The organism is Halobacillus sp. Cin3, from assembly GCF_947311855.1.
Classification (GTDB): domain Bacteria; phylum Bacillota; class Bacilli; order Bacillales; family Halobacillaceae; genus Halobacillus; species Halobacillus kuroshimensis.
The window spans coordinates 1000941-1019224 of record NZ_CAMZMV010000001.1 but is presented as its reverse complement, the minus strand read 5'-3'; the positions used below and the strand labels follow the sequence as shown (position 1 = coordinate 1019224).

Here is an 18284-nt window from a genome sequence, read left to right as displayed (position 1 = left end):
TGGATGACAGGGTGCGGAGAAAAAAAGAGTAAATAATCCGCACGTGGGTAAGGTAAGCGAAAAGGTTGAACGGGCGTGGATATGATGAAATATGACTGTATTATTATAGGAGGAGGCCCGGCTGGTCTGCAGGCAGCCGTCCAGCTTGGAAGATATATGCGGAGCGTCCTTATCGTAGATGCTGGTTCCGGGAGGTCCTCGGCGTGCCGGAAATATAGTAACCTGCTTGGTTTTCCGGAAGGTGTCAGCGGGGATACATTGAGAAGGCGTGGTCTGAAACATATAGAGGCTCTTGGAGTTACGCATGTGGAAGAAGAGGTCAGCCGTGTTCATAAGTCTTTCACAGATTTTATTGTCCAGACCCGGAAAGACCGTGTTTACAAAGGGAAGAGTCTTTTGTTCGCTACAGGTATCCAGGATGCCTATCCGTATGTCCCTGGTTTGCAGGAATGTCTAGGGGTTTCTGTGTATATTTGTCCAGATTGCGACGGGTATGAAGTGAAAGGTAAACGGACAGCTGTCTGGGGGCGTGGAGACCCAGGGGCGGACATGGTGGGAACCATCTATTACTGGACGAGAGATATTATTTATGTCAATCATGGTGCCTTCCCATTGTCTGCTGAGAAAAGAAGAGGGCTGGAGGATAAGGAAATCCCTGTCTATGAAGCGGTGGTTACGGACCTTATCCAGCATCATGGACAGGTCCAGTCTTTGAGAAGTTCCACGGGAGAGTCATGGGCTGTGGAAAAAATCTTCCTTGCTTTCGGTGGAAGCCGCCCCCGAACTGAATTAGCTTACTCACTTGGTGTCATTCAGGATGATAAAGGACACGTTCTCGTGGAGCCCCGCACGAAAATGACAAATATTGAAGGCGTCTGGGCTGCGGGGGATATCTTGATGCATTCCCAGCTGGTCAGTACAGCTGCAGCTGATGGAGCTCAGGCGGCGGTTTGGATTCACAAATGGCTTCACAGGCAGTCTTTTTGATTTTGGACCGGTCCTGTAGGATAATTATAGATGACTCACGTCTTTTTCCTCAAAATCCCCATTACCAACGAAGGAGCATAGACCTTCCATGTTTTTCGAAGCTTTTGGAACAGACTCATTTTTATTATTAACCGCTTTATTACTTTTCAGCGGTGTATTTGTAGCTAAATTCTCAAGCCGCTGGGGGATCCCGGCGCTTATTTTATTCATTTTGATCGGCATGTTATTCGGAAGTGAGGGCCTCGGTATCGTTTATTTCAACGATGCATCAACGGCACAGTTGATAGGTGTATTTGCCCTTGTCATTATTCTATTTGAAGGTGGGCTCCATACGAAGTGGGCTACAGTGAAGTCTGTCGCACTTCCGTCCCTGTCACTCGCGACCCTCGGTGTGCTCCTTACCTCGATGATTGCCGGGTTTTCCGTCTATTTTTTGTTTGAACTCAGTTTATTGGAGAGCCTTTTGTTTGGTGCCATTGTAGGATCCACTGATGCTGCAGCCGTTTTCGCTGCCTTGAAAGAAAGGAATATCAAGGCGAAAATGGGAGCGACTCTTGAAGCCGAGTCAGGGACGAACGACCCGATGGCCGTTTTCTTAACTTTATCTTTCATTGAATTGATTACATCACCGGATACGTCCCTATGGATGCTGATTCCGCGCTTTTTCTTCCAGATGGGTCTTGGTCTTGTATTTGGTTTTGTGTTGGGGAAACTCGCTTCGGTTTCGATTAATAAGATTAAACTGGATTCCAGTGCTCTTTATCCGATTTTCTCTGTAGCCTTTGCCCTGGCTACTTACAGCATTACAGCATTCAGCGGAGGCAGTGGCTTTCTTGGAGTATATGTAGCAGCGCTTGTGATTGGTAATAGCGAATTGACATATCGGTATTCCATCTTCCAGTTTAACGAAGGCTTCGCGTGGATGGCACAGATTTTAATGTTTGTGATTCTCGGCCTTTTCGTTTTTCCGAGTGAATTGTTCACAGCCCCGATCATGATCAATGGTCTCCTGCTTTCGGCGGTGCTTATTTTAATTGCCCGACCCGCCGCCGTATTTTTGTCATTACTTGGAATGAACTACTCGAATAAGGAAAAGTTGTTTATATCGTGGGCTGGTTTACGGGGAGCTGTACCCATTGTTCTCGCCACGTTCCCGATTGTAGAAGGTTTGGAAAACAGCCAGAGCTTGTTCAACCTCGTTTTCTTTGTAGTTCTGACATCAGCCCTTGTACAGGGATCAACGATTTCCTATGTAGCCAAGAAGATGACATTGGTAGGTCCGAAAAAGGATGTGCCCCACCACAGCATCGAACTTATATCTATGGGGAAAGCCAAGGCAGAGATGATTCAGTACCAGACCAATGCTGAATCAGCGGTTGTCGGAAAAAAACTCCATGAGGTAAGCTTTCCCAACCGTGCCAATATCAGTGCCATTATACGCGATAACGAAGTGATTACTCCCTACGGAGAGACAGAGATTCACGCTGGGGACTTTTTATACATCCTTGTCGAGGAGAAGTATAAGGCCCAGCTGAAGCGGACACTGGAGGAGCGGGTGAAAAAAAGTAAAGAGAAACAAAAAGAAAAGCAGAAACAGGACGCGGTCAACTAACGTGTCTGTTTCTGTATTTTTTTGCATCTATGACAAAAAAGGACATATGTCCTTTCCGGGCGCTCTGTCTTCCTTTTTAATATAGGAAGAACAGGAGGTTGACGTATGAAAGGTGCATTATTTTCCCTGCTTGGAGGTCTTTGCATCACCCTGCAGGGTATTTTCAACGCGAGAATGAGTGATTCCATTGGCGGCTGGCATACAACATCAATGGTTCATTTGGTGGCCTTTGCCATTTCATTCTCCATTTATATGAAAGTAAGAGATGGAAAAGGGAAAAGCTTTGCGCGTGTTCCCTTCGTATATTTGACCGGAGGAACTTTTGGTGTCATTGTCGTCTTTTCCGAATTAACCGCTATCCATCAGATCGGTCCGGCAGCTGCTATTGCTGTTTTACTCGTCGCGCAGATTGGTACCGCCTTTATCATTGAATCACGCGGCTGGTTTGGAGAGAAGAAAATTCCAATTACCCTGAGGCAGGCGGCAGGACTGACGATGATGGTGCTGGGCGTGATCCTTTTTCAACTTTGATTTAGAGGAGACATCACCATGAAAGAAGCAAGCACAAAGAAAATGATGGACTACCTGTCCATGTATAATCTTGATCCGTATTTTCCTGGAACTTACAAGGATAAGCTTCAATTGTTTTCCTTTACAGAAGGCGAAGATTTATTTGTCCCGGGGGAAAGGCTGGACCGGCTTTATTTCTTAGTCGAAGGGAAAATTAAAATTTACACCCTCACACCAGAAGGCCAGTCACTGATCAACCGGTTTAAAAAACCGCTCGCGGTCATCGGAGATGTTGAATATATAAAGCAAAGTGCCGTACTTAATTCTGTCGAAGCGGTCAGTTCGGGTGAAATGATCGGCTTTCCTTATGCAGCACTGAAGGATTTGGAAAAGGAGCACCCGGCTATTCTCCGTTTCCTTTTGGAAATGGTGGCGCATAAATTTTATACAGAGGCTCATTTTACGAGTATGCATATGCTTTACCCTGTTGAAGTCCGGCTGGCCGGGTACTTGCTGTCTATCTCTTCTGTAGGTGAAGGGACCGCTTTTCATCAGGAAATGCGTACGTCTAACTTATCCGAACTCGCCGAGTGGATTGGAACGAGCTACCGCCACTTGAACCGGGTCCTGAGAAAGATGGAAGCTGATGAAGTTATCGAGAGGTCGAGAGGATCGATTATGATAAAAAATTTACAGGAGCTTCGGCTGCTGGCAAAAGGTAATATTTATGAATAAGGAGGAATTCGATGTCAGGCATCGTTCTTGCCGTCGCGGCAGGCATATTAATCAGTCTGCAAAATGTCTTTAATGCCCGGGTCAGCGAAAAAACAGGGCCATGGGCCACAACAACTCTTGTACTTGGTCTTGGCCTTGTCTGTTCGCTGCCAGTGTTTTACGCAGTTGAAAGGGAAAGTCTGTTCACTTTTGGAAATGTAAATCCGATTTATCTATTCGGCGGGGTCTTCGGTGTTGGGATCGTTTTCTTTTTAATGCAGGGAGTTACGTTGATCGGCCCGGCTTATGCTATATCAATTGCTTTGATTTCCCAGATCGTTCTTGCATTCATCATTAATACAGGAGGATGGTTCGGATTTGCTGCTTCCGATTTATCCTGGCAGAAGCTGCTTGGTATTGCGCTTCTGATCGGTGGTGTCCTCGTCTATAAACTGGAGAAAAAGCCGGAGGTAAGTGAACATACAGAGGAACATCAGCTGCGGGCTTGAAGCCCACGGCTGATTTATTCGTCCATCTGCAGGTATTTTTTCAAGGCGATGAGCGGCCAGATAGCATTATAGCTGTGGTAGTGGATATAGAAATTTCCGGGCAGGCCGGCTCCCGTAGGGTATCGGGTGCTCCAATCATCGTTTTTCAGCTGCTTTAACAGACTGGAGACTCCTTGATCGATGACAGGAGTCCTTTTTTTGTAAACAGAAAGAAGAGCATCCAAAGCCCAGGCTGTCTGAGAGGGTGTGCTGGTGCCTAACGGAGTGTATGTTCCATTTTGATCACTCCGGCATGACTCTCCCCAGCCGCCATCCGTGTTCTGAATGGACATCAACCATTCAGCTGCCTTGAGGACGGCAGGGTGGGCGGTGGTTTTTCCAGCAGCGGCCATACCGGTCAGTGCCGCCCATGTCCCGTAAATGAAACAGACTCCCCAGCGTCCGTACCATGAACCATCCTTTTCTTGATGATCGGTCAGCCAATGGACGGCTTTTTTTACGCTTGGATGATCAGATTTAAGACCTCCATCTGCACATAAGAATTCCAGTGTTCTCCCTGTCAGGTCCGCTGTGGATGGATCAAGAGCAGCGTGCTCAGCTCCATCCATCGGCACATAGCGGAGGAGCGGGTTTGTTTTCCCTTTTTCAAAAGCCGGCCAGCCCCCATCCTCATTTTGAAGTCCCAGCACCCAGTTCAACCCACGGGTATAGTGGTTCGTGAGCGAAGGGTGACTTTTTAAAAAGGGGGTAAGAGCTCGTAAAGCTGCCGTGGTATCATCAATATCAGGATGGATGGAATTGCTTTTTGAAAACCCCCATCCTCCGGGTAGAAGAGAAGGGGCTCCCATCACCCAGTCTCCGTATCTGTATTGCTGATGTTGGAGGAGGAAGGATAATGCTTTGGTACAGCCTGCTTTAGATGATGGAGGAAGGGCTAGAGCATGAGCCGCCAGGGCCGTATCCCATATGGCTGAGGGGGAGTTCTGCATATGGTACCCTTCCTTGAGTGGAAAGAGGTGGGTTCTCAATCCTGAAATGGCCTGTTGAATAACAGGATGGGATTCTTTATACCCGCATGACAGCAGGGCATAAATCATATAAACGGTGGAGCTCGTATAACTATAAAGTGTTCCATCCGATTCAATTCGATCGATCATATAGGATTCCAGTCTTTTTCTAGCGGTCCAGTACAACTGCTCTGGAGCACCGGCAAGATTGAGGATTTTCCTTTTTATATGAGAAAGCAGCTGCGGAGAACGGGGGTCCGAGCCATCTTCCACTGTTCGGTTGTTCAATGTGTGAAAGTCTGGAATCCCTGGTTTCAAAATACGGAATTTTATGTCAGACATAAGCAGAATCGGTGCCATATGAACCCTTGCATAGCTGCTGAAATCATAAAACGACAAAGGCGATGCAGGGGGGAGAAGACTGATATGAACAGGCAGGTGGAAGACATGCGGCCATTCATATTCCCCATAGATGGCAAGTATAATTTTTGTCATGGAGTGGGAGCGGCGAAGACCTCCTTTGGCACGGATGAAATGAAAGGCTTTTTGTATTTCCTGACTTTCCTTCTTATAGAACCCAGCGTAAAGAAGAGCGAAGGAAGCTTCGATCGTTGCAGATAGGTTCCCTTTTTCATCATGATAGAGGGACCACCAGCCTTCTGCATGTTGTAGGGAAGCGAGTCGTGTGCACAGACTCTGGACGGTGGAAGCATCATTCGTGAACGAGTGCAGCAAAAGGATCATCGAGACATCTGTGGAAAGACTGTTTTCAAAACAGTATGAGTAGTGACCATCATAGTCCTGTTCAGCCTGGACGGCAGAAGTGATTTCCGAAACGGCCTTTTCTGCTGCATCCTTCATGAGCGGTCCTCCCTTTTCAGATGTGCCCTGGTGGAAATGGGGAATGAGCTGATGGTAAAGATGAAATCATCGATAAAAGCCTGCACATCAAATTCAAGACAGATCGCAGGGTCACCCGGGTTGGAGCGCGACCCCGGGCGGAAATCGGCAATAGACGTTCCTTTTCCTTCCCCTTCGACTAAAACAGATACGGATCTCCTTATATACCTTCCCTTTCCAGGGTTGAGCATCAAGTATAAAGTCAGTACATCATGGAGAGGAGCCCCTTTGATTCCGGGGATAAGGGTTTGATAAGCTTCTGTATAGTAATCCATAAGTTCTTTGATAATCGGTACAAGGGGATGAGAAGAATACGCCGTGATCTGCTGGATATGGTGAGGGGTAATGACGGCTTTTGATGTCACATTCAAGGGAATGATATAGATGGTCGTAGCCCGTTGAAGGACGATGTTGGCGGCCACAGGATCACCAAAAAAATTGGCTTCCGCAGATGGGGTGACATTGCCTGGAACCAAAAAGGCCCCGCCCATGAGGAATATGTCTTTAATGTGTGGCTCTATATCGCTCCCGAGGAGAAATAAATGCGCAAGCGCCGTGTTCCGCCCGATGTCCACTATCGTTACATCGGTATGGGCATGGAGGATATCATACAAATCAGAAAAGTTGTTGAGTCTTCCTTTAAAGGGTGGAGGAGTCAATGGACCGAGTCCGTCCGGCCCATGAATTTCCGGGTAGTACTCAGGGGTTTCACCACTCAATGGACTGTTTGTTCCACCGATCATGGGAATGGAAGAGAAGCCGGCTTTATTCAAAAGAAAAGCTGCGTTATCAACAGCTTTTTGTTTCGTTACATTTCCGTAGCTTGAGACGATGGCAAGCACTTCAATTTGGGGATGCATCAGGGCATACATAATGGCGATGGAATCATCAATACCAGGGTCGGCAAACAGGATGATTTTTTTCACTAATCTGCTCCTCCCTCATCATACGTGCTTCTACCATCGTATGGGCAGAAAGAATATTTCATGTATATCAGAAAGGGGGACATCCCGTGGCAAAATTATCGAGCAATGATATGTATATCCGATCCCTTCAATTGTTAAGAGAAAAGGTTCCATCCTTTCAATCCTATCCTTTTCATTTACCTGTGCTGAGGGAATTAGACGAACTTCAGTTCCATCCTAATGTCACGTTCATCGTAGGTGAGAATGGAATGGGGAAATCCACACTGCTTGAAGGAGCGGCTGCAGCCTATGGGTTTAATCCGGAAGGCGGGACAAAGAATTTCAATTTCTCCAGCTATGATTCCCACTCTCACCTTGATGAGTACCTGCGCCTTGTCAAAGGGATAAAAAAACCGGACGATCAATTTTTCTTCAGAGCAGAAACGTTCTATAATGTAGCAACAAATATTGAGGATATGGATAGTGATCCAATGGGAGGGGGGAAGGTTATTGATTCCTTTGGCGGTACCTCCCTGCATGAGCAGTCCCATGGAGAGTCTTTTTTTGCTGCCTTCAATCATCGTTTCTTCGGAAAGGGGCTGTATATTCTGGATGAACCTGAAGCTGCCCTCTCTCCATTGAGGCAGCTTTCGATGCTCTCGAGAATTCATGATCTTGTAGAGAATGAATCCCAGTTCATCATATCCACCCACTCCCCGATTCTTATGGCTTATCCTCATGCTGATATTATTCAGCTTACAGAGGAAGGATCCCGGAAAGTCGGGGTTGAAGAAACGAGCCATTACCACATTATGAAACAGTTCATCGAAGATCGGGAACGATTGTTTTATCACCTGCTGCAATAAGGAAGACCGGTGCGTTCAGCACCGGTCTTTTTGTCGATACAGTACGTTTTAGAATAAAAGCGGATAGAGTCCGTTGTGCATGGACCATAATACAGCAGCAGATCAAGGATAGAAAAAGGCTGACGGAAATATTCCCGTCAGCCGCAGGACCAGTGCTTTTCTCACCGGTCGTATAGGAAAAGGTCTGTTATTTCAGGTTGCTTCGGATATACTTAACGATTTTACGGATTTCATTTGGGTGTGGCCGGCCGAACGGGCTTGTCTGACGCTGTTGATACAAGACTTTCCCCTGATCATCTGTCAGAAAGTAGGCCGGTTCTCCATGAGTACCGTGATCTTCATATGGCGCCTGCTCATCATGATAATGGACACCGTAGGAAGAAAGGAATTCCAGGTTCTCATCAATAAGAACAGGGAATGTGAAATCATGCTCTTCCACCATTTTCTCAAGAGCTTCCTTATCGTCATGCGTGACAGTTATGAGGCGGATGTTATGTTTGTCGAAATAGTCTCTGCTGTTTTGGAATTCATCAAGTTCACTCATGCACGCCGGGCACCAGGAACCGCGGAAATAGACGATGAGGTTCCAGTTTTCCCCTTCTTCTTTTAACGTGTCTGAGAAGCTGAAGGTTTCCCCGGACACGGTTGGTAGTGTGAAATCAGGTGCATCTTGGTTTAATTTGAATGTAGTCAAAGTTGGACACTCCTTTTCTATTTCATTCCTAGTCCTATACCCTTTTCACACTGGATATAACATAAAATGATAGGAAAACAGGAAAGCGGGTGCCTGCGATGGGCACCCGCTGGTTGATCAGCAGACGAAAGCTGCTCCAACGATAATCAAGAGAATGAACAATACAACAATCAATACGAAACCGCCGCCGGATCCGTATCCGCCGTATCCATAACCACAGCCATAGCCGCCGAAACCACCAGGGTATCCACCATATCCAAAGCCCATTGAGGAAAACTCCTTTCTGACATGAATTGAGGATGGTTCCTCTACACTGATAGCATATGTCCAGGTCTGAATCATGCGTGTGCGGTTGTCTAACTCACCAGGGATTCACATGAGTTTAAAGTTGATACATATACTTGTACAAAAGTTAAGCTGAAGTGGGGGATAGGCATGGGCGTGGTGCCGACGGCGGAATCAGTGGAACGGTTTTGCAAGGCTGCAGCGAAAAGCAGAGCGGATGCAAACGAAATACAGCGAAACATGTTATGCAGGGCGGAGGACCATCCGTTTCCAGAGTTTACAGAAAAGGAGATCCAACGGCTTCTCCATTTCTATGGATTGTTCAAGCCTGAAAACTACCAAAGAGCAGAAATGTTGGTGAAAGAGTGGAAGGAGCACCAGTTATATTCGCGTCTGGAGAAGGAATTCAAGCGTCTGAAAAAAATGTGGCGCGGTCCTGATGTGCCCGTCTATTTGTATCCTTTTCAAGAAACGGGAGGTCTCTTCGGAAAACGAGGAAGAGGTGGAGCAGCTTTCAAAGAAGCCTTATATATCTTTTATGGCGCACCTTCAGAAAAGGACGACTGGAAAGCTGTACTTGCTCATGAGTATAACCATGTCTGCCGCCTCCACCAAGGGTCCTATTCATTAAATAAGGTCACACTTCTGGATTCCCTTATCATTGAGGGTTTAGGAGAATACGCAGTCCTGCAGCTCTATGGGGAAGAATACACCGCACCGTGGACACAAAGGTATTCCGACCGGCATTTGAAGCAGATCTGGAAAAAGAAATACCTTCCTTCCATCTATTTGAGAGGTCAGGAGAAGCATATGGATTATTTGTATGGCAGTCAAAGGCAGGGACTTCCGAAGTGGGCCGGATACCAGCTGGGCTACCGGATGGTGGAGTCCTACCATAGGTCCCACCCGGAAGAAACGATGCTTTCCCTGCTGCAAAAGAGTGCAGCAGAAATCTATCATGGTTCCCTTTTTACTGACAAGTAGTTAAAAAAACGCTCCGTAGCTGCTACATGGAAGGAATCAAGGAAACAGGGACAGATGCATATACGGCCTTTCTTTTCTGCACATAGGATATGTATGAATCTTATGAATGGAGGAGGAGGGTTCTCGTTGTTTGATAAATTTGAAAAAAAGACAGGCGTCAAAATGGATGAAGTCTTTAAGCTGGCACAATCCCTGCAGGGGGCAAACTTTAAAGATGAAAAAACCATTCGCAACGTAATTAAGAAAGTATCTTCCCTTGCCAATCGTCCGGTATCCAGGGAGAAAGAAGATATGATCGTCAAGGCTATTCTTGATGGCAAAGTACCGAAAGACATGGCTTCTATGGAGAAAATGATGAAGAAGAAAAAGTAAAAGGAAAACCTTTATCTGGCATGATCGTACCGGATGAAGGTTTATTTTTTTACTTTTTTCTTTGTTACAATGAACAAAAGGAGAGTGAATCGTATGAAGTCGATCATATGGATGATGGTCATCTTATTGGTGATTGTCGTAGGAAGCATGGTCTGGTTCATGGTTGCAGCAGGGTCTTGAAATGCAGGAGGAGGGGGAAGATGAAAGGGTACAAAATCATAGAAATGAAAACGGAATCTGATATCCGTTCTGTTTTTCCAGTCATGCAGGAGCTGCGTCCCCATTTAAGTGAGCAGAGCTATGTAGAACTTGTTCAAGAGGCCGTCTCTGTGGATCGTTATCACCTTTATGGATTATGGAACGATGGAGTGCTTGTGGCTGCTGCAGGTTTCAAGCCGATGACGACGCTGTACTACGGCCGGTTCGTATGGGTATGTGATTTAGTCACGACTGCCGGAGCACGCTCTTCTGGATGGGGAAGCATCCTTCTGCAGTTCATTGAAGGATGGGCCGAGCGGAACGGATTTACAAGCATCGCTTTATCTTCAGGACTCACAAGACAAAGAGCTCATAAGTTTTACGAGAAACATATGCAGTACGACAAAGTGAGTTCGGTATTCCGGAAGCAGCTTGATACATAAGATCGGTTTTGCGATGAAACCAGGGAAAAACTGTCTCTAGAGAGGCAGTTTTTTTCATTCTAATCTTCGTTTGAATGTTGACGCGTGAAAGCGTAAAGCATATGATGAGTATATAATCAAACATGTATTTGAATGAGGTGGACAGAATGCCTGAAGAGGTAATGAAAAAGCAAGCCAAAGATACGTGTGATATCTTCTGTTACGATGAGGCGCTTGTTCAGCGCGTGCAGCCTCAGGTGGAGCGGGTGTCCGGGGTGGAGCAGATTTTTAAAGCTCTGTCCGATCCGACACGCATGAAAATCGCCTATGCTCTGACCCTGGAAGATGAGCTGTGCGTTTGTGATGTGGCGAATATTATTGGATCGACAACCGCTACGGCCTCTCATCATTTGCGGCTCCTGCGTAATATGAATCTTGCTAAGCATAGGAAGAAGGGGAAGCTCGTCTTTTATTCCCTGGCTGATGAACATGTCCGGCAATTAGTATCGATCGCCTTGCTGCATAACGAACATGAGTGATGTTACAGAATGGAGATGGGGTTAATGAGTACGAACGAAAAAGATATACAAAATAGCTGTTGTTCCGGCAGTAACGAACAAATACCGGGAGTGATCCAGTCCGGATCTTCCTGCTGCTCGAAAGAGAAACCCAGCAGGAGAGTTGAGGAAAATTCCTGCCCTTCCAATCAACGAAAAGAGGAGCGGGAAAACTTATGCTGTGAAACCAGTGAAGAAGAGGAAGATGAGGATTCCAGTCCATCGGCACCTCCGACACAGCTTGTGGAATACCAGGTTAAAGGTATGGATTGTCCGTCGTGTGCCGCAACGATTGAAAAAAGTATCCGAAAAAAAGAGGGTGTTCAATCTGTTTCCGTCCATTATGGTACGGCTAAAATGGCTGTGGGCGGGGAAAACCAGGCTGTTTATGATCAAATTCCTCACCAGATGAAAAAGCTGGGATTTGAAGCCGAGCCTCTTCAAACCGGCAGGGAGATGGAAACGTATAAAGTTGAAGGGATGGACTGTGGTTCGTGTGCCGCAACCATTGAAAAGCACCTGTCAAATCATCCCAATGTTCAGGATGTACGCGTGAATTTTTCCACAGGTAAGCTTCATGTCCTTCACACGATAAAACCTGAAGAAATCATGAGGGAAGTCCAAAAATCGGGTTTTGAAGCTTATCTTGAAAAAGGGGATTCCTCTAAGGAGAGACAAAGAACTGCTCGAAGACCTTTCCCTTCTGCTGCAATATCGGGGGCTCTTCTTGCCCTGGGCTTTATCGGGACCTTCACGACGCTGTCTGCTGAATGGGTGACGGCTTTCTATGCGCTGGCCATTGCAGTGGGAGGGTGGAAACCGTTAAGAAGTGCCTTCTATGCTGTGAGAAGCGGCTCGCTTGATATGAACGTGCTGATGGCTTCCGCGGCTCTTGGAGCAGCCCTGATTGGGGAATGGTTCGAAGGAGCTATGGTCGTCTGGTTGTTTGCATTAGGGAATTCCCTTCAAAATCGATCGTTGGAAAAAACGAGAGATTCGATTCGCAGCTTAATGAACATAGCTCCAGCTGAAGCGTTGGTGAAAGAAGGCCGTCAGTGGGTCAGCAAAGCTGTTGAAGAGGTATCGATCGGGGAGGTCATCGTTGTCAAGCCGGGGGATCGCGTCCCTTTGGATGGAGAGATCATCCAAGGAGCTTCCAGCTTGAACCAGGCACCCATTACAGGTGAATCTCTTCCTGTTGATAAGCAGGAAGGAGATTCAGTTTATGCCGGGACGATTAATGAGAGTGGCTCTTTGGAAGTCCGTGTAACGAAACGATCCGAAGATACAGCCATCGCAAAAATCATACATCTGGTTGAAGAAGCACAGGAAAAGAAAGCTCCTACCCAGGCGTTTGTAGACCGATTCGCAGCTGTTTATACACCTATTGTGTTTATGCTGGCTCTTTTAGTGATGGTGATCCCTCCGTTGTTTATAGGAGGAGCATGGGGTGAATGGCTTTATAAAGGGATTTCCCTGCTTGTTGTTGCCTGTCCGTGTGCCCTGGTCATTTCCACACCGGTTGCGATCGTATCGGCCATTGGTAATGCAGCCCGGCAGGGTGTACTGATCAAAGGTGGAACATTCTTAGAAAAAGCGGGTGCCATACAAGCTATTGCCTTTGATAAAACCGGTACCCTGACAGAAGGTAAACCGAAAGTAGCGGATGTTATTGCTCTTAATGGGGAAAAGGAGAATCTGATCAGGATTGCTGGGACGATCGAAGAATATTCTACTCATCCGATAGCGGCAGCCGTATCTTCCTATGCATCAGAACGGCATATATCAACAGCCCACGGGAGTGATTTCCGTACACTGCCTGGCAAAGGGGCCCAGGCCCGGATTGCTGGGACTGTCTATTACGCAGGGAATCCGAAATTGTTCAAAGAAATGGGAGTCGATCTGGGTCAATTGAAAAATCAATTGGATCAGCTCGAGTCAGAAGGGAAAACCCTTGTTCTTATAGGTACGGAAAAAGAAATCCAAGGGATCATCTCTGTCGCTGACTCTATTAGGGAAATCACGATCCGATCGATCCAATCCTTGAAAAAATCCGGATTAAAAGAACTGGTTATGCTTACGGGAGATAACGAGGGGACCGCCAGGCGGATAGCAGCAGAAGCAGGTGTGGACCGTTATTTTGCCGATTTGATGCCGGAAGATAAAACTAAAGCGATCGAGAAACTGCAGGAGGAAGGGAAACAAGTGGCTATGGTAGGAGATGGGATTAACGATGCTCCTGCTCTTGCTTCCTCAGATCTCGGTATTGCGATGGGCGGTGCAGGGACGGATACAGCTATGGAAACAGCTGACGTTGTTCTGATGGCGGATAATCTGGAAATGCTGCCTCATACGATACGATTGAGCCGGAAAGCCTTAACCATTATCAAACAGAACGTTTGGTTCTCCCTGCTTACGAAACTAGCGGCGCTCGTTTTGATTTTTCCAGGTTTCTTAACTTTGTGGATGGCTGTGTTAAGTGATACAGGTGCTGCTCTGATCGTCATTCTCAATAGTATGAGACTGCTTCGCAAAAACGCATAAATCGAAGGAAATCCCGGATGAGAAATCCGGGATTTTTTATGGTTGATGAGATATTCGTTAGTTGAACCGCAGAAATATTCCCAAGTTCGATGAAAAAAGACAATCTTAAACGGTTTTAAACCCTCTTACTTTCACAATTTCATTAACTGAAAATTATGATATATTGTAAATGTGCTAGATAAATAGGAGGGATTCGATGAATTGGAAATCAGTAATGGCTACCTTTGTGCTGGGTACGAGTCTTGTGTCTGGCGGGACACTCGCTCATGCTGAAACAGGCAAAGATGTAAAAGAGGTACCAAACGCATCGGAGTTTATGCAGAAAGAATGGCAGGCGAAAAATGTCAAATCAGAAAAAGGGATCCAGGAATTCTTTAAGCAGAACGCGAAAGACTTTCAGCTGAACCCATCCAAAGATTTGAAACTGGTGGATGCAGAAACCGATGAACTTGGAATGAAGCATTACACATACCAACGGGTGATTGAGGGAATTCCTGTCGCTGATTCAGAAATCGTGGTACATACCGATAAGAACGGGACTGTTACAGCTGTGAATGGTGAATTTCATATGGATGCACCTGACAAGCTTGAAGAAAAACGAAGAGTAAGCAAGACAAAATCGTTGATGCTTGCTTGGAAGCACATTGACGTGGATCGCAGTGAAGCGGATAAAGTTCAGAAAAGTGATGTAGGTGAAGATTTTGAAACGTTAACGGAAAACACGGACCTTGTTGTGTTCAATGGTGAACAGGGTTACACGCTGGCTTACCAAGTGGAGCTTCAGTTTGCTCAGCCTTATCCTGCCAATTGGAAGGTTTATATTAATGCGGAGTCAGGAGAAGTGTTGAAAGCTGCCAACGCTGTCCACGAAGCTACAGGTACGGGAACAGGTGTATTGGGAGATACGAAATCACTTAACACCTACGCGTATAACAACACGTACTACTTATATGATACGACAAAGCCAATGAGCGGCGTTATTGAAACATTTGATAACTATGGTGGGCAATTTAGTAATCTACCAGGAAGCTATGTTACCGATTCTGGTAACACATTCACAAGCGAAAGACAGAAAGCGGCTGTAGATGCTCATTACTATGCTGGAGAAGTTTTTGATTATTTCTATGATACATTCGGTCGTGAAAGTTATGACGACCAGGGATCCAATATCCGTTCCACCGTCCATTATGGTTCGAATTACAATAACGCAGCCTGGACAGGGAACCAGATGATTTATGGGGATGGGGATGGCAGTACGTTCACATATCTTTCCGGTGCTGACGATATCGTCGCTCATGAATTGACTCATGCTGTGACAGATACAACCGCTGACCTTGTGTATGAAAATGAGCCGGGAGCGTTAAACGAATCATTTTCAGATGTATTTGGATATTTCGTGGATTCGGAGGACTGGCTGATGGGTGAGGATGTGTATACACCAGGGCGTTCCGGAGATGCGCTCCGTTCCATGTCCAATCCGAATGCCTACGATCAGCCGGATCATATGAATGAATACCGGAACCTTCCAAATACAGAAGCTGGAGACTGGGGCGGCGTCCACATTAACAGCGGAATTCCGAACAAAGCTGCATACTATACCATTAACAGCATTGGGAAATCGAAAGCAGAAAAAATATATTATCGTGCCCTTACCGTTTACCTGACACCAAACAGCAACTTCTCCAGTGCCAAGCAGGCGCTTGAGCAGTCAGCCCAGGATCTGTATGGATCTTCAACAGCCAGCGCTGTTACACAGGCTTGGAATAATGTAGGAGTCAATTAAGAAGAGGACCAAAAGAAGCAGAGCCACAGCTCTGCTTCTCAGCTTGTAGAGAAACCCCTGTTTCTTTACAAGCTTTTTTCTTTCTTACCGCCAGGAGCGAAAGCCCCTTCCCTTTCCGCGGACGAGCGTCCGAGCTTCCTCGCAAAACCCACGCTCGGCGATCTCGGACCACTCGTTCTTCCGCAGGAGTGGAAGGGGCACCGCTCCTTGGGCGTTCTATAAAATCGAAAAAGACTCTCCTTCACCCCGCTCATCCTTGCTGGATGGAGGAGAGTCTTTTTCATATTCCGGTAGACAGCCGTCATCAGCGCTTGTTCTTTCCCTTTTTCTTTTCCACGTGAGCGGCCATAGTGCAGCCCGTGCCGTTCTTTTGAATCTGCGAACCCGAGGCATTCATCCACCAACAAGCGGAATGTGACTCTTCACACGACAAATGGACAACTCTAACTGGTTAACACAGACTTTTTCTACAGCCAAAGAAGCAGAGCCACAGCTCTGCTTCTTTTTTTATGGAAAATACAAAATAGGATCGTATTTTTTCATGGAATGGGTATTTTCGCACATTTGAGAGGGAATGAAGCGTTGACAAATTTCTCAGCAGCACGTAGTATAATGTACGAGAGTGAGAATCATTATCACTGTTAAATGGTTTAAATGTTCGAAAGGGGTCCTTATTATGACACGTCTACATACGGATGGTCTCCATGTGGGCTACGAGGATAAACTCATTGTAGAGGATATGACACTGGAAATTCCGGAAGGGAAAATAACGACGATTATTGGGGCCAATGGCTGTGGAAAATCCACACTGCTGAAATCGATTGCACGTATCATTCCTAAACAGGAAGGCAGCATTTATCTGGACGGTGAAAGTATCCATAATCACCCGACGAAGGAACTGGCGAAAAAGATGGCGATTCTTCCTCAATCTCCGGAAGGTGCTCCAGGATTGACAGTCGGTGAGCTTGTATCGTACGGACGCTTTCCTTATCAAAAAGGATTCGGCCGTCTATCGAAAAAAGATCGGGAGGTCATTGACTGGTCGATCGAAATGACAGGAATGATGGAATTTAAATACCGGCCCGTGGATGCCTTGTCGGGTGGACAGCGGCAGCGGGTATGGATTGCGATGGCTCTGGCTCAGGAAACAGATTTAATCCTGCTTGATGAACCGACGACCTATCTTGATATGGCACACCAGCTGGAAGTTCTAGAACTGCTGGAACGGCTGAATAAAGAGGAAGGGCGTACGATTGTCATGGTGCTTCATGATGTCAACCAGGCTGCCAGGTTTGCTGATCACCTGATTGCATTGAAGCACGGGCGAATCATAAAAGCTGGATCCGGACAGGAAGTCATTCATAAAAGCGTGTTAAGAAGCGTCTTTCATATTGATGCTGAAATCGTTGCGGACCCTCGAACAGGAAAACCTATTTGTTTGACATACAACTTATTAAAGGGAGATAGAAATCATGAAGAAAATCTGGCTGATCGGTCTCTTGTCACTGCTGCTCATTCTTAGCGCCTGTGGTGGTGGCGAAACAGAAAACGAAAATACAGGGAATGAAAGCGATGACGATACACAAACCGAAGAGACGAGCTCTGATTCAGAAACAAGAATGTATGAGTCAGAAAACGGTGAAATTGAAGTTCCTGCTGATCCGGAGCGCGTTGTTGTCCTTTCGTCCTTCGCAGGAAATGTCCTTGCGCTGGATACGAATATTGTAGGGGTGGACGCATGGTCTAAAGGAAACCCGTTGTTTGAAGAGGATCTTGCGGATGCAGAAGAGCTTTCCGATGAAAGCCTTGAGAAAATCATCGAGCTTGACCCGGATTTGATTATCGGGCTGGCGAACACGAAAAACACGGACAAGCTGAATGAAATTGCTCCGACTGTCACCTACACATATGGAAAGCTCGATTATTTGGAACAGCATGTGGAAATCGGGAAACTTCTGAACAAAGAAGAGGAAGCCCAGCAGTGGGTGGATGAATTTAAGGAAAAAGCCGGTGAAGCAGGCACAGAAATCAAAAATGAAATCGGTGAAGATGCGACGGTCACTGTATTCGAAGAGTTTGATAAGCAGCTTTATGTCTTCGGAGATAACTGGGCACGCGGAACAGAAATTCTCTATCAAGAGATGGAACTGAAGATGCCTGAAAAAGTGAAGGAAATGGCACTGGAAGATGGTTTCTATGCGATTTCTCCGGAAGTGCTCTCAGACTATGCCGGGGATTACATGATTTTCAGTAAGTCCGATGGTGCAGACAGTTCCTTCCAGGAAACCGAAACGTACAAGAACATTCCTGCTGTAGAGAACGATCAAGTGTTTGAAGCAGATGCCGAAGCTTTCTACTTCAATGATCCCATTTCACTGGAACACCAGCTCAGCTTCTTTCAAGAGAAGTTTTTGAACGAATAAACCTTTGGTAGA

Annotated in this window: 18 protein-coding genes; 14 read left to right on the top strand and 4 right to left on the bottom strand. The window is 46.3% G+C overall.

Annotation, left to right across the window (positions count from 1 at the left end):
• Positions 1–81 precede the first annotated feature (81 nt).
• From QMA39_RS05495 to QMA39_RS05475, 5 genes are all read left to right on the top strand, one after another.
• A complete protein-coding gene (locus QMA39_RS05495) occupies positions 82–987 on the top strand; it encodes an NAD(P)/FAD-dependent oxidoreductase (RefSeq protein WP_281658382.1) in 906 nt (301 codons plus the stop codon).
• An 88-nt stretch (positions 988–1075) separates the two neighbouring features.
• Entirely contained in the window at positions 1076–2599 is a 1524-nt protein-coding gene (locus QMA39_RS05490) for a potassium/proton antiporter (RefSeq protein ID WP_027954595.1), read from the top strand.
• A gap of 105 nt (positions 2600–2704) precedes the next feature.
• Positions 2705–3130: a DMT family transporter gene (locus tag QMA39_RS05485; RefSeq protein ID WP_027954594.1), complete on the top strand. Its 426-nt coding sequence runs from the start codon at positions 2705–2707 to the stop codon at positions 3128–3130.
• Between the two features lie 18 nt (positions 3131–3148).
• Complete coding sequence (locus tag QMA39_RS05480; protein ID WP_281658158.1) at positions 3149–3844, top strand: Crp/Fnr family transcriptional regulator; 696 nt, start codon at positions 3149–3151, stop codon at positions 3842–3844.
• Positions 3845–3855: 11 nt separating this feature from the next.
• Complete coding sequence (locus tag QMA39_RS05475; RefSeq protein ID WP_027954592.1) at positions 3856–4332, top strand: DMT family transporter; 477 nt, start codon at positions 3856–3858, stop codon at positions 4330–4332.
• 14 nt (positions 4333–4346) lie between these two features.
• On the opposite strand, the gene QMA39_RS05470 is transcribed toward QMA39_RS05475, so the two are convergent.
• Positions 4347–6200 (bottom strand): prenyltransferase/squalene oxidase repeat-containing protein, encoded by a 1854-nt coding sequence (locus tag QMA39_RS05470; protein WP_281658157.1) that lies wholly within the window; start codon positions 6198–6200, stop codon positions 4347–4349.
• Positions 6197–7165 carry a nucleoside hydrolase gene (locus QMA39_RS05465; RefSeq protein ID WP_281658156.1) on the bottom strand — a complete coding sequence of 323 codons (969 nt, stop codon included), beginning with the start codon at positions 7163–7165 and terminating at the stop codon, positions 6197–6199. The genes QMA39_RS05470 and QMA39_RS05465 overlap by 4 nt, the downstream gene beginning before the upstream one ends.
• Before the next feature lie 110 nt (positions 7166–7275).
• On the opposite strand from QMA39_RS05465, the gene QMA39_RS05460 reads away from it, so the two are divergent.
• Positions 7276–8010: an AAA family ATPase gene (locus QMA39_RS05460; protein ID WP_035531610.1), complete on the top strand. Its 735-nt coding sequence runs from the start codon at positions 7276–7278 to the stop codon at positions 8008–8010.
• Between the two features lie 187 nt (positions 8011–8197).
• On the opposite strand, the gene QMA39_RS05455 is transcribed toward QMA39_RS05460, so the two are convergent.
• Positions 8198–8704 carry a redoxin domain-containing protein gene (locus QMA39_RS05455; RefSeq protein WP_027954589.1) on the bottom strand — a complete coding sequence of 169 codons (507 nt, stop codon included), beginning with the start codon at positions 8702–8704 and terminating at the stop codon, positions 8198–8200.
• Positions 8705–8821: 117 nt separating this feature from the next.
• On the bottom strand, positions 8822–8971 hold the full coding sequence (locus QMA39_RS05450) for a YjcZ family sporulation protein (RefSeq protein WP_084163045.1): 150 nt from the start codon (positions 8969–8971) through the stop codon (positions 8822–8824).
• Between the two features lie 168 nt (positions 8972–9139).
• Here QMA39_RS05450 and QMA39_RS05445 point away from each other — a divergent pair, with 168 nt between their 5' ends.
• The 8 genes from QMA39_RS05445 (at position 9140) to QMA39_RS05410 (ending at position 18272) form a co-directional block, all read left to right on the top strand.
• Positions 9140–9973: a DUF2268 domain-containing putative Zn-dependent protease gene (locus tag QMA39_RS05445; protein ID WP_281658155.1), complete on the top strand. Its 834-nt coding sequence runs from the start codon at positions 9140–9142 to the stop codon at positions 9971–9973.
• 102 nt (positions 9974–10075) lie between these two features.
• Positions 10076–10345, top strand: a complete 270-nt coding sequence (locus QMA39_RS05440; protein ID WP_035531607.1) for a stage VI sporulation protein F — start codon at positions 10076–10078, stop codon at positions 10343–10345.
• 200 nt (positions 10346–10545) lie between these two features.
• On the top strand, positions 10546–10986 hold the full coding sequence (locus QMA39_RS05435) for a GNAT family N-acetyltransferase (protein WP_206932958.1): 441 nt from the start codon (positions 10546–10548) through the stop codon (positions 10984–10986).
• A gap of 146 nt (positions 10987–11132) precedes the next feature.
• Positions 11133–11504, top strand: a complete 372-nt coding sequence (locus QMA39_RS05430; protein ID WP_277988083.1) for a metalloregulator ArsR/SmtB family transcription factor — start codon at positions 11133–11135, stop codon at positions 11502–11504.
• A 24-nt stretch (positions 11505–11528) separates the two neighbouring features.
• Positions 11529–14066, top strand: coding sequence for a heavy metal translocating P-type ATPase (locus tag QMA39_RS05425; RefSeq protein WP_281658154.1), 2538 nt, complete (start codon positions 11529–11531; stop codon positions 14064–14066).
• Positions 14067–14262: 196 nt separating this feature from the next.
• Complete coding sequence (locus tag QMA39_RS05420; protein WP_281658153.1) at positions 14263–15849, top strand: M4 family metallopeptidase; 1587 nt, start codon at positions 14263–14265, stop codon at positions 15847–15849.
• Positions 15850–16525: 676 nt separating this feature from the next.
• Positions 16526–17371 carry an ABC transporter ATP-binding protein gene (locus QMA39_RS05415; RefSeq protein WP_027954582.1) on the top strand — a complete coding sequence of 282 codons (846 nt, stop codon included), beginning with the start codon at positions 16526–16528 and terminating at the stop codon, positions 17369–17371.
• A complete protein-coding gene (locus tag QMA39_RS05410) occupies positions 17322–18272 on the top strand; it encodes an iron-hydroxamate ABC transporter substrate-binding protein (RefSeq protein WP_281658152.1) in 951 nt (316 codons plus the stop codon). The genes QMA39_RS05415 and QMA39_RS05410 overlap by 50 nt, the downstream gene beginning before the upstream one ends.
• Positions 18273–18284 lie beyond the last annotated feature (12 nt).